Annotated in this window: 21 protein-coding genes; 4 read left to right on the forward strand and 17 right to left on the reverse strand. The window is 62.8% G+C overall.

What is annotated here, in order from left to right; genetic code table 11:
• The first annotated feature begins 101 nt into the window (after positions 1 to 101).
• Positions 102 to 1,004: a LysR family transcriptional regulator gene (locus HX823_RS04955; protein ID WP_177074272.1), complete on the forward strand. Its 903-nt coding sequence runs from the start codon at positions 102 to 104 to the stop codon at positions 1,002 to 1,004.
• Here the strand turns inward: HX823_RS04955 and HX823_RS04960 are convergent.
• Positions 999 to 1,616 (reverse strand): hemolysin III family protein, encoded by a 618-nt coding sequence (locus HX823_RS04960; protein WP_177074273.1) that lies wholly within the window; start codon positions 1,614 to 1,616, stop codon positions 999 to 1,001. The two genes, HX823_RS04955 and HX823_RS04960, sit on opposite strands and share 6 nt — an antisense overlap.
• 163 nt (positions 1,617 to 1,779) lie before the next feature.
• On the opposite strand from HX823_RS04960, the gene HX823_RS04965 reads away from it, so the two are divergent.
• From HX823_RS04965 to HX823_RS04975, 3 genes are read left to right on the forward strand one after another with little or no spacing between them, the layout of a single operon-like run.
• Positions 1,780 to 2,346, forward strand: coding sequence for a chromate transporter (locus HX823_RS04965; RefSeq protein ID WP_038849429.1), 567 nt, complete (start codon positions 1,780 to 1,782; stop codon positions 2,344 to 2,346).
• Positions 2,346 to 2,888 carry a chromate transporter gene (locus HX823_RS04970; protein ID WP_061434471.1) on the forward strand — a complete coding sequence of 181 codons (543 nt, stop codon included), beginning with the start codon at positions 2,346 to 2,348 and terminating at the stop codon, positions 2,886 to 2,888. The genes HX823_RS04965 and HX823_RS04970 overlap by 1 nt, the downstream gene beginning before the upstream one ends.
• Positions 2,889 to 2,925: 37 nt before the next feature.
• Complete coding sequence (locus HX823_RS04975) at positions 2,926 to 3,846, forward strand: LysR substrate-binding domain-containing protein (protein ID WP_038849433.1); 921 nt, start codon at positions 2,926 to 2,928, stop codon at positions 3,844 to 3,846.
• A 106-nt stretch (positions 3,847 to 3,952) separates the two neighbouring features.
• Here the strand turns inward: HX823_RS04975 and madM are convergent, their stop codons facing one another.
• From madM to HX823_RS05055, 16 genes are all read right to left on the reverse strand, one after another.
• Complete coding sequence (gene madM, locus HX823_RS04980) at positions 3,953 to 4,717, reverse strand: malonate transporter subunit MadM (RefSeq protein ID WP_034109906.1); 765 nt, start codon at positions 4,715 to 4,717, stop codon at positions 3,953 to 3,955.
• Between the two features lies 1 nt (position 4,718).
• Complete coding sequence (madL, locus tag HX823_RS04985; protein ID WP_061434475.1) at positions 4,719 to 5,123, reverse strand: malonate transporter subunit MadL; 405 nt, start codon at positions 5,121 to 5,123, stop codon at positions 4,719 to 4,721.
• 67 nt (positions 5,124 to 5,190) lie between these two features.
• Complete coding sequence (gene mdcH / locus HX823_RS04990) at positions 5,191 to 6,090, reverse strand: malonate decarboxylase subunit epsilon (RefSeq protein ID WP_177074274.1); 900 nt, start codon at positions 6,088 to 6,090, stop codon at positions 5,191 to 5,193.
• Positions 6,087 to 6,674: a malonate decarboxylase holo-ACP synthase gene (locus HX823_RS04995; protein WP_177074275.1), complete on the reverse strand. Its 588-nt coding sequence runs from the start codon at positions 6,672 to 6,674 to the stop codon at positions 6,087 to 6,089. Before HX823_RS04995 ends, mdcH begins: the two co-directional genes overlap by 4 nt.
• Positions 6,668 to 7,438 (reverse strand): biotin-independent malonate decarboxylase subunit gamma, encoded by a 771-nt coding sequence (gene mdcE / locus HX823_RS05000; RefSeq protein WP_177074276.1) that lies wholly within the window; start codon positions 7,436 to 7,438, stop codon positions 6,668 to 6,670. The genes HX823_RS04995 and mdcE overlap by 7 nt, the downstream gene beginning before the upstream one ends.
• On the reverse strand, positions 7,435 to 8,277 hold the full coding sequence (locus HX823_RS05005) for a biotin-independent malonate decarboxylase subunit beta (RefSeq protein ID WP_177074277.1): 843 nt from the start codon (positions 8,275 to 8,277) through the stop codon (positions 7,435 to 7,437). Before HX823_RS05005 ends, mdcE begins: the two co-directional genes overlap by 4 nt.
• The gene (locus HX823_RS05010; RefSeq protein ID WP_177074278.1) at positions 8,270 to 8,569 is read right to left on the reverse strand and encodes a malonate decarboxylase subunit delta; all 300 of its coding nucleotides are present in this window, start codon (positions 8,567 to 8,569) and stop codon (positions 8,270 to 8,272) included. The genes HX823_RS05005 and HX823_RS05010 overlap by 8 nt, the downstream gene beginning before the upstream one ends.
• On the reverse strand, positions 8,569 to 9,402 hold the full coding sequence (locus tag HX823_RS05015; RefSeq protein ID WP_038849449.1) for a triphosphoribosyl-dephospho-CoA synthase: 834 nt from the start codon (positions 9,400 to 9,402) through the stop codon (positions 8,569 to 8,571). The genes HX823_RS05010 and HX823_RS05015 overlap by 1 nt, the downstream gene beginning before the upstream one ends.
• A complete protein-coding gene (gene mdcA, locus HX823_RS05020; protein ID WP_177074279.1) occupies positions 9,403 to 11,073 on the reverse strand; it encodes a malonate decarboxylase subunit alpha in 1,671 nt (556 codons plus the stop codon).
• A 207-nt stretch (positions 11,074 to 11,280) separates the two neighbouring features.
• Positions 11,281 to 11,715 carry a hypothetical protein gene (locus HX823_RS05025; protein ID WP_177074280.1) on the reverse strand — a complete coding sequence of 145 codons (435 nt, stop codon included), beginning with the start codon at positions 11,713 to 11,715 and terminating at the stop codon, positions 11,281 to 11,283.
• Entirely contained in the window at positions 11,678 to 12,307 is a 630-nt protein-coding gene (locus HX823_RS05030; protein WP_177074281.1) for a nucleotidyltransferase domain-containing protein, read from the reverse strand. Before HX823_RS05030 ends, HX823_RS05025 begins: the two co-directional genes overlap by 38 nt.
• Before the next feature lie 61 nt (positions 12,308 to 12,368).
• A complete protein-coding gene (locus HX823_RS05035) occupies positions 12,369 to 12,608 on the reverse strand; it encodes a DUF6124 family protein (protein ID WP_133075454.1) in 240 nt (79 codons plus the stop codon).
• Positions 12,609 to 13,004: 396 nt separating this feature from the next.
• Positions 13,005 to 13,460, reverse strand: coding sequence for a chemotaxis protein CheW (locus HX823_RS05040; RefSeq protein ID WP_033897072.1), 456 nt, complete (start codon positions 13,458 to 13,460; stop codon positions 13,005 to 13,007).
• The gene (locus HX823_RS05045; RefSeq protein WP_177074282.1) at positions 13,453 to 19,257 is read right to left on the reverse strand and encodes an Hpt domain-containing protein; all 5,805 of its coding nucleotides are present in this window, start codon (positions 19,255 to 19,257) and stop codon (positions 13,453 to 13,455) included. Before HX823_RS05045 ends, HX823_RS05040 begins: the two co-directional genes overlap by 8 nt.
• Before the next feature lie 169 nt (positions 19,258 to 19,426).
• Entirely contained in the window at positions 19,427 to 21,478 is a 2,052-nt protein-coding gene (locus HX823_RS05050) for a methyl-accepting chemotaxis protein (RefSeq protein WP_177074283.1), read from the reverse strand.
• Positions 21,475 to 21,999, reverse strand: coding sequence for a chemotaxis protein CheW (locus HX823_RS05055; RefSeq protein ID WP_177074284.1), 525 nt, complete (start codon positions 21,997 to 21,999; stop codon positions 21,475 to 21,477). Before HX823_RS05055 ends, HX823_RS05050 begins: the two co-directional genes overlap by 4 nt.
• Positions 22,000 to 22,008 lie beyond the last annotated feature (9 nt).

Here is a 22,008-nt window from a genome sequence, read left to right on the forward strand (position 1 = left end):
GCCCGCCGTTGAACCCAGAGGCCTCAAGCCTAGGGGCAGGTGACAGGCCGCCGACAATGAATAAAGATAGCTCACCTATAAACAAAGGTTATGGACTTGCCATGCGCTTGCGTCATATCGAAATCTTCCAGGCCATCCGCCAGACCGGCTCCGTCAGCGCCGCCGCGCAGTTGTTGCATGTGTCGCAACCGGCGGTCACCAAGGTGCTGCAACACGCTGAATTGCAGCTAGGCTTCCCGCTGTTCCTGCGCGTGCGCGGCAAATTGCAGCCCACCCCGGAAGCCCTGGCGCTGGAAAGCGAAGTGGAGAAAGTCACCGAAAGCCTGCAAGGCGTGCGACGCCTGGCCAAGAGTCTGCGCCGTGCACCAGGCCAGAGTGTGCGCATCGGCGCGATCCCGGCGCTGGCCTTGTCACTGCTGCCGCCGGCGATTCTGGAATGGAAGCGCGACTACCCGGACATGGCCTGCGAGCTGTCCAGCGACCATAGCCGCGAGCTGGTGCAGAAGCTGCTGATGCGTGAGATCGACCTGGCGCTGACGCTCAACTTTTCCGGTCATCCGGGGTTGACCACGCAGGTGCTGGCCAACGGCGTGCTGGTGGCGCTGGCGTCCAAGGGCTATTGGTCCGACGCCGAATTGAGCCAGCCATTGCCCCTGGCGAATCTGGCAGGCACGCCGCTGATTGGCCTGTCCAGCGCCGACCCGCTGGCGGCAAAACTCGACAGTTACCTGGAAAACGTCGACCCACCGCCACGGGTGACAATCGCCGTGCAAACCTACTCCCTGGCTCGTGCCATGGTGGAGTCCGGCGCCGGCCTCACAGTCATCGACCCCTTTACGGCCCTGGGTGCCTCGACGACCACCACGTGCATCCGCCCGCTCACGCCGCCACTGCCGATCACCCTGTACGCCCTGACCCGCGCCGATGAACCGCCGCCGCACATGCTGGCCAATCTGCTGCAGATCTTTGGCCAGCGTGCCCGTGAGCTTCTGGAGCGTTTATAGGACGTAATGCATGATCGCCACGAAGTGCAGCAAACTCCCGCCGATCACAAACAAATGCCAGATCCCATGGGAGTGGCGCAGGCGATGCTCCAAGGCAAAAAAGATGATACCGACGGTGTATAAAACGCCGCCCGACGCCAGCCAGATAAACCCCGCCGTGCCCAATGCGGCAAGCAGCGGCTTGACCGCCACCAGCACGATCCAGCCCATCACCGCGTAAATCACGATCGACAGGATGCGCGCTTCGGAGCGCGGCTTGATCTCCTGCAGGATGCCGATCACCGCCAGCCCCCACACGATGCCAAACAGCGTCCAGCCCCACGGCCCTCTCAAGGTCACCAGGCAAAACGGCGTGTAACTGCCGGCGATCAGCAGGTAGATCGAAAAGTGATCGACCTTCTGCATGATCTCTTTTCGCCGCCCCTTCACGCTGTGGTACACGGTCGAGGCGCTGTACAACACCATCAGGGTAAAGCCATAGATCGCCACGCTGACGATCTTCCAGGGGCTGCCATCCAGGCTCGCCACCACCAACATCCACACCGCGCCGATACAGGCCGCAACCGCCCCAAGCAAATGGCTCCAGGCGTTGAATCGTTCCCCGTGATACATGTGTCACTCACCTCGAATAACCGTTATCACCTTAAGCATTCTGACGCCACCCACTCACTATCAGGTAACACCCTTTCTTCATTTGCACGAACACTACCGTCCATTGGATGATTCACAGCGGCGCCTACAGGGGGCGCATCCGCCCCAATCATTGGTGTTGACCATGCTCGAGTTTGAACCCGACGCGCCGCAACCCAGCCTATGGCAGCTGTTTTACAACTTTGCCATGGTTGGCCTGTTCGGCTTTGGTGGCGTGATGCCCTGGGCGCGGCAAATGATGGTCGACCGCAGGCGCTGGGTCAGCGAACAGGCGTTCAATGAGCTGCTGACCACTGGCCAGTTTTTCCCCGGTCCCAATATCGCCAACGTCGGCATCATCTACGGCCGTCGCCTGCATGGCCTGCCCGGTGCGGTTGTGACCGTGTGCGGGCTGTACCTGTTCCCGTCGCTGATCACCGTGCTTGCCGGATTCGCCTATACACAGTGGTGGAGCCATGAGGTGGTGCAGCAGATTTTCGGCGCGGTGATGCCGATTGCCACCGGCCTGATTCTGGGCACCACCCTACGCCTGCTCAAGGCCATGCCCAGGACGGTCGCCAACTACGTCGCGTTCCTGATGACCTTTGTGCTGATGGCAATCCTGGTGCTGCCGCTGTGGATGGTGCTGTTGATCTGCATCCCCAGTTCGCTGGCGCTGGGCTTTATCGATACACGCAAGGGAGCCCGCTGATGCAAGGCACGCTCCTGCACTTGATGATCCAATGCGCGCTATGGTCGTTGATGTCGATCGGCGGCAACATGGTGGCCATCGGCGATATCCATCGCTACTCAGTCAACGACATGAATTGGCTGACCGACGCACAGTTCGTCGCGTTCTTCGCCCTATCCCAGGCGTTGCCCGGCCCCAATGGCATGCTGTTGGTGTTTATCGGCCAGCAAGCCGCCGGCCTGCCCGGCGCCATCGTGGCCTTGCTGGCCAAGCTGGTGCCGTGCTCGGTGCTCACCTACGTCGGCGCCGGCTGGCTGGAGCGCCATACCGAAACGCCGTGGGTGCAGCGGGTCAAGCGCAGCCTGCTGCCGATTTCCATTGGCCTGATCCTCGCCGCCAGCTACATCCTCATGAACAGCCTGGAAAGCAACGCCACCAGCCTGGTGCTGACCCTGGCCAGTGCCGCCGTGGTGTATTACACGCGGCTGAATGCGATCTGGCTGATCCTCCTCGGCGTGCTATTGGGCCTGTGCAGTGCATGGCTGGGAGCGGACTGGTTTTAGGGGCACAATCGACGGCATTCGAACCAGAGCCACGGCCATGCTGATCGACGAAGAATTCACCCTCAAAAAGCTCGAGATCTTCCTGGCGTTCATGCGCACCGGCAACCTGGCCCGCGCCGCCGCCGAGCTGCAAACCAGCAACGTCAGTGTGCACCGCGCCATCCACTCCCTGGAAAACGCCCTGCGCTGCCCGCTGTTCAAACACGAAGGGCGCAACCTCACGCCGCTGGAAAGCGCCTACGTCTTGGAAGAGCGCGCGCAGAAACTGGTGGCCGATGTGGTCGACAGCGTGCGCCTCACCCGCGAAGCGGCCGGCTTCTCGGCCGAACGCTTCAAGCTCGGCTCACTGTACTCGCTGACGGTGAAGACCGTGCCGCAGCTGATCATGGGCTTGAAGATCCGCCGCAGCGAACTCAACATCGACCTGATCCTGGGCTCCAACTTCGACCTGCTCTACAAGCTCAAGAACATGGAAGTGGACGCGATCCTCATCTCCCTCGACGAGCACGCCAACGACCCGGACTGCGAACAGATCGCGCTGTTCTCCGACGATATCTTCCTCGCCACCCCGGCGGATTCACCGTTCGACCGCGACCAGCAAATCGACCTGGCAGATGTGCGCGACGCGACCTTCATCACCCTCACCCAAGGCTTCGCCACGCACCAGGATGGCAATCGCGTGTTCAAGCAGGCGGGGTTCGAGCCGAAGGTGGCGATGCAAGTCAATGACATCTTCACGTTGCTGAGCATGGTCAGTTCGGGTGTGGGTTATGCGCTGCTGCCGGGCAGGATTGCGGCGGTGTATGAGAACCGCGTGAAGTTGATACCGCTGCAACCCCGGTATCGGTTGCAGCAGCATATTGGCGTGGTGTTCTTGAAGGCCAAGGAGCGTGATCCGAACTTGCTGGCGTTGTTGGCGGAGTGCCGCATGTACGCCAACCGCCAGGTGACAGCCTGACAAACCGCTATCGCGGGCAAGCCCGCTCCCACATTTGAAATGCATTCCAAATGTGGGAGCGGGCTTGCCCGCGAAGACGCCCGACCAGACAACACAAATTCCGAAGTTAACCGACCAACCCGCGCACGATGAAGTACAGCAACGAAGGCCCCAGCAAACACCCAAGCCCAGTGTGAAACGTCGCCGTCAACGCGCCATAGGGCACCAACCGCCGATCTGTCGCCGCCAAACCAGCGGTCACGCCGCTCACCGTGCCGGCCAACCCACCAAACACCATCGCCGAACGCGGGTTGTCCAACCCCATCCAACGCGCCGCCACAGGCGTACCCACCATCACCAGAATCGCCTTGATCAACCCGGTGGCAATCGACAGCGCCATCACATCCGACGTCGCGCCAATCGCCGCACCGGTCACCGGGCCAACGATATAGGTCACAGCGCCCGCGCCAATGGTGGTCATGCTGATCGCATCGCGATACCCAAAGGCCCAGGCCATGCTCGCGCCGACGATAAACGGCAGGATCGTGCCCAGCAGCAACGCGATCACACCGATCATTCCGGCCTTGCGCGCCTCGGTGGCTTGCACTTCAAACGCCGTGGCGACGATGGCGAAGTCGCGCAGCATCGCGCCGCCCATCAAGCCGATGCCGGAGAACAGCGCCAGGTCAGCCAGGCCTTTCTGGCCACCGGTAATGGTGCCACCGACCCAGGCCAACACCAGACCAATGACAATGGCAATCGCCGAGCCATGGATGCGCCCGAAGGTCAGCCGCTTGGACAGCACCACGGAAATCCACATGACCACGCCGACAAAGGCAAACGCGGTGACCAGGCCGTTATGTTCCAAGCCTTTTTCAATGAGGTCCCACATATCAGCGGCCTCCCGCAGGAACGATCAGCGGTTCTTCATCGGGCAGCGGTTCACCCTTGTGGGTACGGCTGATCAGCGCAATGGTGCAACCACACACCACCACTGACCCAATCGCCGCGAGCACCGCCACAGGGCCACCGTGCAGAGCGGTCACCACGTTTTGTTGCGCAGCCATCGCCACCACCACGGGAATGTACATCGCGCCCCAGAAGCCCACGCCCATTTCGCAATCCTTGGTCATGCCGCCGCGTTTCTGCATCCACAGGCGAGCGCAGATCAGCAGGATCATCGCGATCCCCACCCCGCCCACATTGGATTTGACGCCCAGCAACACGCCAAGCATGTCGCCCATGATCACGCCCGCGAGCGTGCAGATCGCCAGCAATGCCACACCGTAGATAATCATTGTTGTTGTCCTCAAAGTGCTCGATCGAAATTGTTGTTGTTGTGCTTCGAAAGCCTTGGGTGCTGCTTTATCGGTGGCGGCGCTCCTCCTCTTGCAGCAGGGCCTGCAAGGTGTCCAGGCGTGCGCCTTCGCAGGCGATCACCGTGCCCTGTTCAAACACCCGGCGCGACAGGCCGGTGAGCACCGCGCCCGGAGGCAGTTCGATTTGCAGGCGCACGCCGCGCTCGTAGGCGCTCTGCACGGTGCCGCGCCAGTCGACGATGCGACACATGTTGAAGGCCAGGTCGTCGCGCAGTTGCTCCGGGTTGTGGATCGGCCGCGCACGGGTGCTGCTCAGGTAGGTGATACGCGGCGCCTTGAGTGGCACGAAGGCTTGCGCCAAGGCCAGGGCTGGCTGCTCCAGCAATGCGCAATGGGACGGCACGCTGACGGCCAGGCGCTTGGCGATACCGTTGCCCTTGATGCGGTTGGCAACGAGCTTCATGGCCTGGTCGCTGCCAGCGATCACCGTCTGGTTGTCGGCGTTGATATTGGCCAGGTACACCGGGGTTTCGGGGCTGTGGATTTCGGCCAGCAGGTTTTCGACGGTGGATAACTCCGGGCCGATGATCGCGGTCATGCCGTAGCCCTGTGGATAAGCGTTCTGCATCAGCTCGCCGCGCAGGCTGACCAGTTTGAGGGCGTCGGCGAAATCCAGCGCACCGGCAATCACCGCTGCCGGGTAAGCACCGATGGACAGTCCTGCGACGTAATCCGGCGTGTGCTGCAGCAAGCGGGCGTGGGCTACGCCGGCGATCAGCAGGCAAAGCTGCACGGCGCGGGTACTCGCCAGGGCCTGCACCGAATCCAATACGCGCACGTCTTCGCCCAAGGCATCGCTGGCGTGTTCCAACACATCGGCCGGCAACGCCTGGAGCATGCCGGGGCGTTGGGCGCCCTGGCCGGGGAAGACCAAAAGGCTGCTCATGCCACGGCCTGCCAAGGATCAATGACGAGGTGCGCACCGCGGGCGGTTTTCAATAGCACGCGCCGCGATGAACCGGCCCATTCGCGCAAGGCGACGGCGCCGAAAGGTGTTTGCAGTTGCATATCCACAGCGCACGCGGCGTTGTCCAAGGTGGTCAGCAAGTCACGTGCGTCGTTGCGATCCAGCGGCTCCGGCGTGCGCAGCATCAGGTCCAGATCGCTCTGGGCATGCAGCGCTTCAATGCCCGTGGCCAGCTCAAAACCCGCGCTGCCCGTGACGCCCCAATTCAAGGGCGCCAGCAGTGGCCGCAGTTGTTCGAGTGCGTGCAAAGCCGGTAAGTCCCGCATCGAGGTAACCTCACGCAGCGCTTGCGGCGTGACTCGCCGCTGCACCGCGGCAATCGGCATCTCGGCAGCAAACCGCTGCTCGCGCAAACGCCCGCGCACGCCCACCGCAATCCAGCCCGGCGCAACGATTGCGCGACGCACCACCACCGTGCCAATCGCCTCCACCGCCCACGCCGGAGCGTCGGCAGGCAGATGCGCCGGGGTCATGCCCCAGAGCAAGTCGTGGGCGTTCACCATTGCTCCCGCAGCAGTTGGCGTACGTGGCTGGAAGCGGCGCGATTGGTCGCACCGAGGCGGCCGCTCAAGTCGGTGCTGCGAATATCCTTGATCGCACTGACCAGGCAATCGCTGACCCGCGCCACATCCTCCAACGTAGGTTGTTCAATCTGGCTGACCGACAAGGTTTCCCACAGCAAGCCCAGGCTGGCGTAACTGTCTATGTCATAGGCCATGGGCGGCACGCTGGCGGCCAAGGCTTCCAACTCTTCGACGCTGCGCAGGGTCACCCGCGCCGCCGAAGCCTTACCCATGGCGTGCACCATCACACCGGGATCGCGCAGGGCAATCAGGCGATTGGCTTGATACCCATGGGCGAGAAACGCACCGGACATGGCCTTGCCCACCAACAGCGCAATCACCGGGTGCCCGGCCAGACGCGCACGGGCATAGCTGTCGGCGGCGGCCGCCAGGGCCTGGTGGATGCCGAGGGCTTCTTCGCGACGGCCATAGGCTTGGCTCGGTACATCGACGATGGCGATGATCGGGCGCTTGTCGCCACGGGCGATGGCTTCATCGACGGCCTTCGCCAGACCCCAGCCTTCCAGCAAACCGACTTCGCCATTGCGTGCGCGGGGGAAGCGGTTTTGCGCGTCGGTGACCACGGCGATGTAGCGCACGGGCTGTTCACCCAACACACCCTCAGCGACTTTCAACGAGCGTGGCAAACCCTCAACGGCTGTCGCTCCGGCGCTCAATGCGTTGAACCACTGCAAACCTCTCATGAGCGTTCTCCTTGATACAGCGCACGTACCGTTGCCGGGTCGATTTGCGGCGTGGCGTCCAGTTCGGCCAGGCGCGCCAGGTAGTGCTCGGCCTGACGGCTGCGTTGTTGGGTGGGCAGGCCTTGTTGCAGCAATGCGCTGACGGTGTGTTGAATCCCGACCACATCGTCAGCGACATAACGATCGGCCAAGCCGCTGTTGAAGCGTTGCTCACCGCCCGTAAGGCTCCAGATGAAAGGCCGGTCGCGGGAGTCGTATTCTTCCAGGCCAGCCTCTTGTTCGATCACTTGCGGGCCGTTCAAACCCAGGCGTGCTTCGCGGGTGACCACAAGGTAACTGCACAATCCAGCCGCAATGGACATGCCACCAAAGCAACCGACACTGCCCGCCACCACGCCGATCACTGGCTGGTATTGGCGCAAGTCGACAATCGCCGCGTGGATATCCGCAATGGCCGCCAGGCCCAGGTTGGCTTCCTGCAAGCGCACGCCACCGGTTTCCAGCAACAGGACGGCGCAGGTGGGAATGCCCTTGCGATTGTCCTCGGCCGCCAGCTCCAGAGCGCCCGCAATTTTTGCACCGCCGACTTCACCCAGGCTGCCGCCCTGGAAGTTGCCTTCGATGGCCGCAATGACGACAGGTTTTCCATCGATGTTGCCCTTGGCAATCACCACACCGTCATCGGCCTGCGGCACTACACCTTGGCGACTGAGCCACGGCGACATGACGCGCTGGAACGGGTCGATCAATTCGCGGTAGGAACCGGCGTCCAGCAACGCCTTGGCCCGCTGCCGAGCGCCCAGCTCAACGAAGCTGTGTTTGGCGAGTAAGTCAGTCATGGCCGATCTCCTCGAAACCCTGCTCCAGGCGCAAACGCACCACGCCGGGGGTGGCACCGAAGTCGTGGATATCAATGTTCATCGCCGGTGGCGTCTGTTCCTGGAAGATACGCTCGAACAGATGCTGCCAGCGTTGCTCGGCGCCATTCACCGAGGTCTGCACCTGGATGGTCAGCGTGCCCGGCGTGCCCGGTTCCAGCAGCACCTCCAGATCGCCCGAGCCGACGCAACCCACCAGCGCACGGCCTTTTGGCGGCTGCCCGGCGGGGAATTCAAAGGACAAGGTTTCCATCACAACGCTCCGTCGAGGCGGTCGATAAACAGGCAGGCGGCCAACAGGTCGGCGGCGCCGCCGGGGGAGGCATTCAGGGCCAGCAGTTGAAGGTCCAGCGCGTGCAGTTGGCGACGACCGCCGAGGGTTGCGCTGCCGCCTGCCTCCAGCACGGCCTGGGCGCCGCGTTGCATCGCGTAGAGGCCTTCGGTGCCAGCACGGTAGAGCACGCAGGTGTCGGCCAGGTCCGTCATGATCGCGAGCAAGGCGTCCAGGCGCGCGTTCTGTTCGCCGGCGTTTTGCTGGCGGCTTCGGTGCAGCTGCGGCAAGCCGCGTTGCACCACGGACGGGAAGCCCAGTTGCGCTTCTTCACGAGCGCCGCGTGCGCCGTAACGTTGGGCGACTTGAGCACCGTGGCTCACGGGCTGCGGCGCATAGCGGTCGTTGAGCAAGGCCAGTTTGGCTGCCGTCAGCGTGACGGCGCGGGGTTCCAGCGCCGCCGCTGCCGTGAGCAAACCAAGGGCCCAGATCGCACCGCGATGGGTGTTCACGCCGTTGGTGGTGGTCAACATTGCTTGCTCACCTTCACGGCCAATGCGCCCAAGGGCTTCACGCAGGGGCAAGCCGACTTCACCGAATTCAATTGCCGCCTCGGCCATCTCCTTAAACATCGGCCACAGCGACAACGCCGAGGCGTGCATCAGGCCCAGGTGCAAATCACTGTGGGCGCCGTTGCCACGCCGGTCCACCAGCGCGGGTTTGGGCGACAGGTCCGCTTCATCGATCAGCGCATCGACGGCCAGATCGGCCAGGCGATCCGCAAGGCTGAGTTCATGCAATTTAAGGGCGCGCATTTACCAGCTCCTGAATTTGGCGGGCGGGTTGTACAAGCCACCGGACCACTCCACCAGGTCGGCCACGCTCTTGGCGGCCAACAGTTCGCGGGTGGCGTCGGTGCGGCGGATGCCCAAGTCTTCGGGCAAGGCGATCAACCCTTCGCGGCGCATGCGCGCGGTGTCCTTGGGGTTGTGGCGCATGCCAATCGCCGTGACACCTGCGACGGCAGCGATCATCGCCTGGCGCTCTTCGAGTGAACGCGCTTTGTACAGGTAGGCAATGCCCTCTTCGGTGAGCAGGTGAGTGACGTCATCGCCGTAGATCATGATCGGTGCCAGCGGCATGCCGCTTTTGCGCGCGACCTCCACGGCATCGAGGGTGTCGACGAAGGTGGGTTTGCCGCCTTCCTGGAAGGTCTCGACCATTTGCACCACGAGTTTTTTGCCGCGTTCCAGCAGTGCTTCCGGCGCATCGTCGTGGCGCATATCCAGCCAGGCGGGCGTGCCATGGCGACGACCACGCGGGTCGTGGCCCATGTTCGGTGCGCCGCCAAACCCGGCGAGTCGGCCACGGGTCACGGTGGAGGAATGACCGTCGCCGTCGACTTGCAGGGTGGCGCCGATAAACAGGTCCACCGCGTATTGGCCAGCGAGTTGGCAGAACATCCGGTTGGAACGCATCGAGCCGTCGCGGCCGGTGAAGAACACATCCGGCCGTGCGGCGATGTAGTTTTCCATGCCCAGTTCGGTGCCGAAGCAGTGCACGCTTTCCACCCAACCGCTTTCAATCGCGGGGATCAGCGTGGGGTGCGGGTTCAGGGTCCAGTTGCGGCAGATCTTGCCCTTGAGGCCAAGGGATTCGCCATAGGTCGGCAGGATCAACTCGATGGCGGCGGTGTTGAAGCCGATGCCATGGTTGAGCGACTGCACATTGTGTTTTTCGTAGATGCCACGGATCGCCATCATTGCCATCAGCACGTGCACCGGCTTGATGTGGCGCGGGTCGCGGGTGAACAGCGGTTCGATGTAGAACGGCTTGTCGGCCACCACCACAATATCTACCCAGCTCGCCGGGATATCCACGCGCGGCAAATCGGTGACGTCATCCACCAACTGATTGACCTGCACGATCACGATGCCATCGCTGAACGCGGCGGGCTCGATCAGCGCCGGGGTGTCTTCGGTGCTGGCGCCGGTGTAGATATTGCCAGCGCGGTCGGCCATGAAGCCGGCGGAAAGCACCACATTGGGGATCAGGTCCACCACCAGCCGCGCATAGAGTTCGATGTAGGTGTGGATCGCGCCGATTTCCAGCAGGCCGTCTTCGAGCAACTGGCTGATGCGCAGGGATTGGGTGCCCGCGAAGGAGAAATCCAGCTTGCGCGCGATGCCCTTTTCAAACAGGTCCAGGTGCTCGGAACGGCCGACACTGGGCATGATCATGTGTAAATCGTGGAGCTTGGCGGGGTCGGTTTTAGCGAGGGAGCGCGAGAGGAAATCGGCCTGTTTCTGGTTGTTGCCTTCCAGTACCACACGGTCGCCGGGGAGGATCAATGCCTCAAGCGCCTCGACGATCTTGTCGCTGGACAGTACCGCACCGTCTGCAAACTGTTTGACCAGCCCGAGCCGCCGCTGCTTCTCGTCGCGCCGCCGCGTCCAGCGCGAGTCGGGGGTGATTGTTGTTGTCATGGTCGCTCCACGGGTTTGCTGTCGTGGGGCTTACCTTAGGAGTGATTGAGGGGGCCATCAATCAAGCTCGGCGGTGGATCGTTACGGCTGGAGTAACAAAGCCTGTGTAGGAGCTGGCTTGCCAGCGATAGCGGTCGCTAATTGAACAATGTGCCAACTGACAGCACGCCATCGCCGGCAAGCCGGCTCCTACAGTTGACCGGTGATTCATTCCCACCTATGACCAGCAAGCAATGCTTGCACATTGCTCATTAATATCTTCGCAACTTCCATTAATTGGCCCAGCAGCGCCTCATCTTCATCCATGTACCCTTCATATTCCGCGAGGTTCCGACGCTCATGACACAACGCCAACAACCTCACCTGCACCTTGCCAGCGTCTGCGGTATGAACCAGGCATTGGAAGACCAGATAGCGTTTATCCGAGCGATAACCTTGCAAGCGCAAGGCCGTAAGGGCGATAGCATGAGCGGCGTTGTAAGCCAGGTCGAAACGACTGGCGAATGATAACTGCGGATTACCGGCGTCCCTCAGCCGATCCCTGGCTGAACGCATCAGCCCATCACACTCTTTGCGATCCGGCGGCTCAGCCTTCAAGCCGCCGCTACGTTGCAGATTCTCCAGGTTTACCTTGTTGTCCATCCGTGGATTCCAGGGGGTTGCTCCCCATCAGGTTGATCTTGTCCTGCTGCACGACCCGCTGCACAAAACTGTTCCCGGCATTCCATTTGCCGATCCAGTCTTCAGGGGTGTAAAGCGTCGGGTTGAGGGTGCGGCCCAGTTGCTCTTCCAGCGGCATGAGCTGCTCCATGACATCACTGTAGTTGAGGCTTTCGCCGATCAACATGAGATCTATGTCACTGGATGAGTGCGCCTCGCCTTTGGCGATGGAGCCGTAGATAAACGCCCAGGTTATCTGCTTGGCGAACGGCGCCAGTGCAGTGCGCAATGGTTCATCCAGGCTCAGGGTCTTGCGCACGATGGCCAACAACTCCGAGTAAATCGGGCATTGGGGGCTGGCTTGGTAATGGGTCTGGTTGCCTTGGCGCGTCATGCTCAAGATGCCCGCCAATTGCAGACGTTCAAGCTCACGAGTGAGGCTGCCCTTGCCCACCTGGGCCCATCGCGCAATTTCATTGGTGAAGAAGCTTTGATCGGGTTTGCCGAACAGGAGGCCCAGTACTTTTTGTTGGGTGACGGTGAAGAGTGCAGTGCTGATCGGCAAGGTGTGCATGGCAGCGGCCAAAGAGTCCCAAAAAGGGAACGATAGGTCCCTTTTTGGGAACGATCAAGTTTTAAGCGACTGCAGAAGGGGAAATCTGTTCCAGGGCCCGATCCACTAATAGCTGCCCCAGCTCCGCCATTTGCTGGATGCCGAGCATGATCGCGCGCTGGGAGGTGTCCAGGTCGAAGGCGAGATTGCAGGTGAGTGCGTTAAGGGAAGACAGGGTTTCGCTGGCGTTGACCAGCAGGGTTTCGGTGTTTTCGTGCGGGTTTACGGTGAAGAGGGGCGGATTGGGGGTAGGTTTGATCATGATGAAGCTCCTAAACAGTGAGTAAGGAGCGCCACCTTTCGCTTGCACGCGAATGAGGGTGGCGACCGTGCGCAGGTGTGCAAGACCGGGCCTGTTTAGGACACCCAGCAGGTCCGAAGACCTCCTGCGCGCAGCCGCCATAAAGCAGCGAGCACAAAAAACGCCCGTTGGTTGGCTGGGCGTTTGTACGCCTAAACAGTTTCGTCGGACTTGCACGTCCGTGTCACCGTTTTTTGCGATGACGAGACGAAGACTAGGCGCGCTGGCTGCTCGCGACAAGTTCATGCACAGCCCAAAATCTTGCAGGAAAAATCCGAGAGCAGCCCACAGCCCTCAAGGCAAAGCGCTTTCTGTGGCGAGCGGGCTTGCCACAGGCAGAGGTGTAAGTGAAAACGATCAGGCCAGGCCGGACTCCACCAACAACGCCTCCAACCCCATCAAGTCCGGCACCTTCGCCACATGCTCCCCCACCTGCACCGCCGCCAGCTCCAGCGGGCACAGCGGCACGTCGACATAACTCAACTCACTGTCGAGCTTGTACGACCGGGGAATCCCCTGGATCACCAACGCAATAAACTTCAACGTCGGTCGCCCGCCCAACGCGTTCAACACCACGATCCGCGAGCGTTCGCCGGTCACGCTGGCTTCGCCGCACACCGCTTCAAAGCTGATCAGCGGGATTTGCCGATCGCGCCAGGTCACTTGCCGCAAATACCACGGCGGCGCGTCGCTGGCCGGTTCGCCGCGCTGGAAGTCGATCAGTTCGGCGATGGCGACGTTGGGCAGCACCAGGTGGCGGTCAGCCAGGGGTAGCAGCAGGCCGGTGAGTTGGCTGGCGCGGTGGTCAAGCATGGGACTTGCTCCAGTAGGCGATGCTTTCGAGCAACACCGATTCCTGGTACGGCTTGCCGAGGTAGTCATTCACGCCGATGGCCATGGCGCGGTCGCGGTGTTTCTGGCCGGTGCGCGAGGTGATCATGATGATCGGCAGGCGCATCAGCCGGGGGTCGTTACGCACTTGGGTGGCGACTTCGAAACCGTCCATGCGCGGCATTTCGATGTCGAGCAGCATCAGGTCCGGGGTGTGTTCTTCCAGCACGGCGAGGGCGTCGATGCCGTCCTTGGCGGTGAGCACGTTCATGCCGTTGCGTTCCAGCAGGCGGCTGGTGACTTTGCGCACGGTAACCGAGTCGTCCACCACCAGCACCAGCAACGGGCGCTTTTTCAGCGGGTCGTTGAGGATCAGCGGCGCATCCACCGACTGCGCCGGCAAGGCCGCTGGGCGCGCACGGATATGCGCCAGCAGGTCGATGATCAACACCACGCGACCATCGCCCAGAATCGTCGCGCCAGACAAACCCTGCACGCCGGCAAACTGCGGCCCCAGGCCCTTGACCACGATTTCCCGCGTACCAGCCATGCCGTCCACATGGATCGCCACGCGCCGCTCATTGCACTGCACCAGCAGCACCGGCACTGGTTGATATTGGCCCAACAGTTTCGGGCGGCTGACGGTGTGCAACAGGTCGCCCAGATAGAACAGCTCGTAACGCTGGCCGGCGTATTCATAACGCGGCGGGTCTTGCTGGTAATGCCCGGCCAACTCATGGGGCAACACACGCACCAGGCCTTCGATGGTGTTGAGCGGGATCGCATATTGATCGTCCGCACATTGCACCATCAGCGCACGGTTGACGGACACGGTGAACGGCAAGCGAATACGAAAGTGCACGCCCATACCCGGCGTCGAGTCGATGAACATCGAGCCGCCCAACTGACGCACTTCTTCATGCACCACATCCATGCCCACACCACGCCCGGAAATCTGCGTGATCTTTTCCGCCGTGGAGAAGCCCGGTTGCAGGATGAACTGCAACACGTCGCGGTCGCTGATCTCCTGATTCGGGTCGAGCAAACCGCGCTTGATCGCCTTGCGCCGCACGGCCTCCAGCGGCACACCCGCGCCGTCGTCGCGCATGTCGAAGACGATGTCGCCGCCTTCGTGGGTCAGGTCCAGGGTGATGCGGCCTTTCTCCGGCTTACCGGCCAGCAGCCGTGCATCGCGGGACTCCAGCCCATGGTCGACGGCGTTGCGCAGCATGTGTTCCAGCGGCGCCGCCATGCGTTCCAGCACGTTGCGGTCCATCTCGCCTTCAGCGTTGCCGACGATGAACTCCACGTCCTTGCCCAACTCACCCGCCACTTGGCGCACGATGCGTTTGAGGCGCGGCAGCATGCGTTCGAACGGCACCATGCGCGTGCGCATCAGGCCTTCCTGCAACTCGGTGTTGATACGCGCCTGTTGCTGCAACAGGTCGTGGGCGTCTTCGTTGCGGCGCTCAAGGGTGTCCTTGAGGTCGAGCAAGTCAGAGGCAGATTCGGACAATGCGCGCGACAGTTGCTGCAACTGCGAATGGCGGTCCATTTCCAGCGGATCGAAGTCTTCATAGCCCAGGCGCTCGGCCTCGGCTTGCTGACGGCTGAGGATGCGGCCCTGGGTTTCAGTGTCGAGGCGACGCAGTTGGTCGCGCATGCGCTCAATCGTAGTTTCCACTTCGGTCAGGGCGATGCGTGCGTCGTTGACTTGTTGTTCGATACGGCCACGAAAGATCGAGGTTTCACCAGCCAGGTTGACCAGGTCGTCGAGCAACTCGGCAGAGATCTTCACCATGTCGGCCATCGGATCGACGACGGCCTCCGCCTTGCCCGCCGGCAACGCCAATGGCGTCAAAGGCTCGTCGCTCGGGTGCACCAGGCTTTTGATGCGCTCGATGAGCTTGTCCACCGAGCCGACCGGCAAGCCGTCCGCCACCGCGTCGATCATCTGCGCCAGGCGGTCGTGGCAGCCTTGCAGCAATGCGAACAACGCCGGGGATGGCGCGAGCAAACCGGCGGACAGGCCTTCGTAGAGAAATTCCAGTTCATGGGCCAGGTCGCCGATGGGCGCGATCTCGACCATACGCGCGCCACCCTTGAGGGTGTGCAGGTCGCGCAGAAGGGTCTCCACTTCCTGGCGATTACCGGGCTCGGCCTGCCAGCGCGACAGCGCAGCACTGGAGCTGTCGAGGATGTCGGCCGCTTCTTCGAGGAAGATATCCAGCAGCTCAGGGTCGGCGCCAGACGCAGGCGGCGCGGCGGCCGGTGCCGCAGGCGCGCTGCCTTGGCGCAAGGCGCGCACCCTGGCGATCAGCTCAGCGCTATCGCTCAAGGGTTGGTGATGCTGCAGTTCTTCAAGCTGCAAGGCGAGGCGCTCATGGCTGGCCATCAGCACTTGGGACAATTGGGCAGAGTAGCTGTAGCGGCGGTCCACCAGCCCTTCGTACAGGCACTCCAACTCGTGGGCCAGTTCGCCAATCGGCTCGATTTCCGCCATGCGCGCACCGCCCTTGAGGGTGTGCAGATCGCGTTGCAACGACGACAGCGGCGCGGCGTTGTCGGGCTCCAGCAACCAGCGCTTGAGCGACTGCCCGGCGCTGTCGAGGATGTCCACGGCTTCTTCGAGGAAGATCTCGACGATCTCGTCGTCCATCGTCGTTTGCTGATCCAACTGCTGTGTGGCGGCGCCCAGTTCAGCAATGCTCAGCGCGCGGCTGCCATCGCTTTTGATCAGGCCGGGGGCGGACGGGTCGAGGGCTTCATCCAGCAGCTCGCGCAGGGCGTGGACACGGGCCGGTGCCGGGCTGATTTCCTGGCCGGCGGCCAGTTGGTCGAGCATGTTGATCAGCGCTTCATGGGCCTGTTCGGCCTCATGGAAAAACCGCTCGCTGACCGCCAGGCTGCTTTCCTCAACGGCGCCGTACAGGTCGAGCAAGGCTTCGCAGAGGGCGTCGATGGCATGCAGGTCTGCGACGTGCGCGCCCTCCCCTAGCGTGGTCAATTCATCCAGCAGCGCGGTGAGTTCCTGGCGTTCGCCGGGGTGTTGCTGCCAGCGACGCAGCAGGCTCTCGGCGTCGAGCAGGATATCCATGCCCTGGGCCAGGAAGTTGGCGATCAGTTGTGGGTCGCGCTTGATGTGCACGTCGAGCAGCGCTTCAAGCCGCTGATCCAGCAGGCCCTGGGTGCGGCGGATCAGGTCCTCTGCACCGTTGATCGGCGCCAGGGGATCGTTGTCCAGATCGCGCAGCCCCTGTTGGAACAGGCCTTCGGCTTCCAGCAGCAACTCCACTTCGTCCAGGTCCAGCGGCAAGCGGTGGGCCTTGTATTCGCGGGTCAGGTGGTCGAGCGGGCGCGCCAGCTCGGCAATGGGCAACACGCCAGCCATATAGGCGCTGCCCTTGAGGGTGTGCAGGGCGCGTTGCAGTTCATCGCTGACTTGCAGCGGCACATGCTCGGCGGCCTGTTGCAGGAAGTGGTTGAGGCTGTCCAGATGGCTTTGGGCTTCGTTGCGGAAAATCTCCAGCAGCATCGGATCATGAGGCTCGGCGGTCAGCGCGGGTGTACCGCTGGCCAAGGCGTGCGCGCGGGCAGCCAGGGCATCGACTTCATCGCGTTGACGCTGGTCGTCGATGGCAAAGTCCGCGATCAACTCCGGCAGCAAGGCCACCGCTTCGTCCAGCACCTGCTGCACGTCAGGGTCGAGGGACACGCTGCGCTCCAGCACACGGTTCAGCAGGTTTTCCACCGCCCAGGCCAACTCGGCCAAGACCAGGGCGCGCACCATGCGGCCGCTGCCTTTGAGGGTGTGGAAGGCGCGGCGCATTTCGGCCTGAGCGGTTTTGTCCGCGCTGTTGGGCAGGTAACGGTGCAGCACCTCAAGGACTTCGTCGGTCTCCTCAAGGAAGACTTCGCGCAGTTCATCGTCGATAGGCTCTTCATCGGCCGGCGGCGGCAACAGGCTGCCAGGGCGCTGCAGGGCGGGCGGGTTCAGCCGCGACGTGGGGCTGGCGAGTGCGTCGAACTGGGATTGGCTCGGCGCAACCTCGGCCGAGAGCGCGCCATCCGGTGCAACCAGGGCCTGGCGCCAGGGTTTTTCGGCGGGCAGGTAACCCAGTGCGGCCAAGCCTTGGGTAGCCAGTTCCAGCACCCGCTCGCCCGCAGCATCCGGGTCCTGGAGCATGCGTTCCAGGTAGTACTCCAGGCTGCTGATCACGTCGGCGAAATGCGCCAGTTGCCTCTCGGAAGGCGGTGCATCGTTGCCCATCAACTGTTCGTCGACGTAATCCGTGCAGCCGCGCATCAGGCTGGCCGCGCGGGGCAACGGGATCATCGCCAGGGCGCCGCGCACCTGGCTCAGCAGCTCCGGCAGGGACTCCAGGCGCTGGCGGTCCCAATCGGCTTCAATGCAGTCGATCACCAGTTCCTTGGCTTGCTTGAGGCACTGGCAGGATTCACGGATCACCAACTGGTGGATCTGGGTCAGGTCGGTGGTGGGCAGGCGGCTTTCTTCGCGGCTTTCCGGCTCGACAGTGCCGACCATGCCCGCCAACGTGGCTTCGACGTAAAGCAAGGCGCCGGCGACGTCCATCAACACAGCGTCATTGGGTTCGCGCTGGCCTTGGACCAGGCTCAGCACCACGGCGAGTTGGTCGATGATGACTTTGCGCGGCTGACCGAAGCCCAGCACCGCCAGCGTATCGGCGATCTGCCGCAGCGGCGCCAGCAATGCATCAAGGTCGCTGGTGTGCTGGCGGTCGCTGCGTACGAACAAGTCGAGGCGTTCTTTGACCCGCACCAACTCTTCACACAAGGCGCCCAGCACCGAGCCCATGGCGTTGCGGTCCGGCCCGGCCAGGCGTGCGCGCTCGGCATCGACCACCGCGCTGTCAGGCAAGGCTTCATCCAGGCCGTAGCGTTCCTTGAGGCTTTGCATGCGCGGCGTTGGCCGGGTGACCTTGGCCACATAGAACAACAGGCTCTTGAGCAGCTCATCCGGCGCCGGCTGGTTGATCCCGCCAATGCCTTGGGCCAGCAGGCGCTTGAGTTGTTTGTCGCTGGCCTTGAGCAGGCTGCGCAGCGCCGGGCTGTTGGCGATCACGCCAGTGAGCATGCCTTCGACCAGTGCCGAGGTGACTTGCCACAACGGCAACAGCGGCGCGCCTTGGCACAGTGCTTCGAGGCGTGCGAACACCCGCGCCATGTCTTCCAGGTTGCTGGGGCCATGGTCTTCACGCAGCAGCCCGGCCAGCGCCTGCTGTAGAAGCTGGTGCCACTGGCGCAGTTGCTCTTTCAGGTCGGGTACCGCGCGTTGGGCCAGGGCCTCATCCGGCAGTGGCGCGATGGTCAGCAGTTGCGGGCTGAACAGGCTGGTTTCCGACAACAGGCTTTCACCGTGCGCGCTGCGCAGGTCATTGAGCAGTGGCAACACCACCAGCGGCAGGTCGCGGCGGGCACTGTGCACGCGGTCCAGGTACAACGGCAATTGAGTCAGGGCTTGTTGCAACAGGCGAATGCTTTCGTCGCGCTGACTGACGCTCCCGGCTTGCAGGGCCAGCGCCAGTTCTTCGATTTCCTCGGCCAGCAGCGCCGCGCCGTAGAACTCGACCATCTGCAACGCGCCATGCACTTGGTGGACGCACGCCAGGCACTCGCTGATCGCTTCGGCGCCTGTAGTCTCGACATAAGCGTCGAGCGCCGAGCGAGCCTGTTTCAGGGTTTCGGCAATGTCGCCCTTGACCCATTCGAGGGCCACGTAGTCGTGCCGATCAACCATAACTGCTCCGCTTAGAATTCATGGGTTGCTGATGTTGCAGATATCCCAAAACCAATGGATATCTAATGTGGGAGCGGGCTTGCTCGCGAATGCGGTGGGTCAGTTAATAGATTAGGTGACTGATACACCGCATTCGCGAGCAAGCCCGCTCCCACATTTGGATAGCATTTCAATCTTCCGGCTGCTTGGCAGGTGGAAGTGTGAAACCCGACACCGACCGCCGCAACTGGCTGGCCATTTTCGCCAGGTTGCCGATGCTTTCGGCGGTGGCCGTGGAGCCCGACGAGGTCTGGGTGGTGATCTGCTGGATCACGTTCATGGTCAGGGAGATCTGCCCGGCCGATGAGGTCTGTTGCTGCGCTGCGTTGGAAATACTCTGGATCAGCGCCGCCAGGGTCTTGGATACGCCTTCGATCTCTTCCAGCGCCACCCCGGCGTCCTGGGCCAGCCGCGCGCCGCGTACCACTTCGGTGGTGGTCTGTTCCATGGAAATGACCGCTTCGTTGGTGTCGGCCTGGATCGCCCGCACCAACGTTTCAATCTGCCGGGTCGCCGCCGATGAGCGCTCGGCCAGGCGCTGCACTTCATCGGCAACCACGGCAAACCCACGCCCGGCATCGCCGGCCATGCTTGCCTGGATAGCAGCGTTGAGGGCGAGGATGTTGGTCTGGTCGGCAATGTCGTCGATCAGGCTGACGATGTCGCCAATTTCCTGCGACGACTCGCCCAGGCGCTTGATGCGCTTGGCGGTGTCCTGGATCTGCTCGCGGATGTTGTCCATGCCATGGATGGTGTTGTGCACCACCTCGTTGCCCTTGTTGGCGATTTCCACCGAGCGCTCTGCCACCGCCGAGGACTCGGCAGCGTTGGCCGAGACCTGGTCGATGGACTGGGCCATCTGGTTGATCGCGGTGGACGCCTCGGCGATCTGCTGGGCTTGATGCTCCGAGGCCTGGGCCAGGTGCATGGCGGTGGCCTGGGTATCCTGCACGGCGCCGGCGACTTGCCCGGCGGTGAGGTTGATGGTGGCGACCAGGTCGCGCAGTTGGTCGACGGAATAGTTGATGGAATCGGCAATGGTGCCGGTGAAGTCTTCGGTCACCGAGGCAGTCACCGTGAGGTCGCCGTCGGCCAGGTCTTCGATTTCATCCAGCAGGCGCATGATCGCGTTCTGGTTGCGTTCGTTCTTCTCGGCGGTTTCGTGCAGCTGGCGGTTGGTCTCGCGCACCATCACCAGGCCGATCAAAATGATCGAGGTCAGTGCGAGCAGGCCCAGGACATAGCCGCCGATGGTGTCAAAACTGCGCCCGCTGGCGAGGTTTTCGAACCCGGTGGCCAGGTGCGAGGCTTCATCGAGCAGGGTTTGCGACAGATTGAAGATGTTGCTCGCTGAGGCCCGCACCTGGAACAGCTGCGGCGAGGTTTCGAGGATTTCATCCACGGAGCCGGAAACGAATTCGAACAGCTCGGCGATTTCCGCCAACCGCGCGCGGGCGTCGCGGTCCTCGACCTGGGTGATGCGCAAACCGGGGTTGCCCTGGAGCATGCCATTGAGCACCTGGCCGAAGCGGTTGGCGTCGCGGCCAAAGGCATCGGCGGCCTGCACGGCGGTTTCGTCGCCGGCCAGCACGGTGTTCACCGCGCCAAGGATACGTTCGGCCAGCAGTGATTGGCGCTGGGCCAACGCTACCTGGCTGGCCGGAGCACCACGTTGCAGGAGGATATCGACGACCTTTTCCGACTCCATCTGCAGTTGCGGCACGGTTTCGGCCAGGGTCGCGGCCACCTGATGCAGCGACAGCACGGTCTGCTCGCTGGCGAGGATCGCGTCGGTGTTTTTCAGCAGTGCTTCCCAGTCGGTCTGCACCGCGCGCATTTCGGCACGCACTGCGCTGGGCGCGGCGGGCAGACCGGTTTGCGGGTCACCTTTTTTCAGGAAGCCCCAGCGCTGGGCGAAGTCGTTACGCGCGTCGCCCAGCAGCTTGAACGCCGCAGCCTTGCCGGCGGCGGCTTCGGTGGCGTTCTTGGCGATGCGCTGGGACAGCACGCGCAGCTCACCGGCGTGGCCGATGTACTGTTTGTCGTAGGTGGACTGGGTATTGAGGTACGCGAAGTTGGCGAACAGCAACATGATGAACACGATCAGTGCGATGAACAGCACGATGATCTGCGAGCGGCTGCGTGAGCCGGCCTGGGGTTTGAGTGCGGTAGCGGTGGTCATGCGGCAACATCCATGAAGCCAGGGGCCTGGGCCAGGGCGAAGGGGCTGAACACCTGCCACGACGGGTCGCCGTCGAACCGGCCTTGAATAAACACTGCGTCGGGCGCGGTGTTCGCCCGCCAGGCGTCTTGTGCGAAATGCTGCATCCCCACCACCTCGTCGACCAGCAGCCCGACAAACACGTCGTTGAACTCCACCACCAGCACCCGCCGTTGCTTGCGCGCCTTGGACAACTCAAGGCCGAGGAATCCACCCAGGTCCATCACCGGCAACAGGCGCCCACGCAGGTTGGCCACGCCCTTGACCCAGGCCTTGACCCCGGGCATCAAGGTGCAACGTGGTTCGTGCAGGACTTCGGCGACTTCGCCCATGGGCGCCACATACCAGTGCTGGTCCAGGCGAAAGCCGATCCCGCTCCAGCGTTGCAGGCGGGTTTCCTGGGACGGCAGGTCAGCGGCCAGCAGGCGGCAGCGGCGGTCAATGTCCAGCAGCAGCTCGAAGGCGGTTTGCGACTCGGTCATGATGGCGAA

This window comes from Pseudomonas sp. P7759 (genome assembly GCF_013386445.1).
Lineage (GTDB): Bacteria > Pseudomonadota > Gammaproteobacteria > Pseudomonadales > Pseudomonadaceae > Aquipseudomonas > Aquipseudomonas azotoformans_A.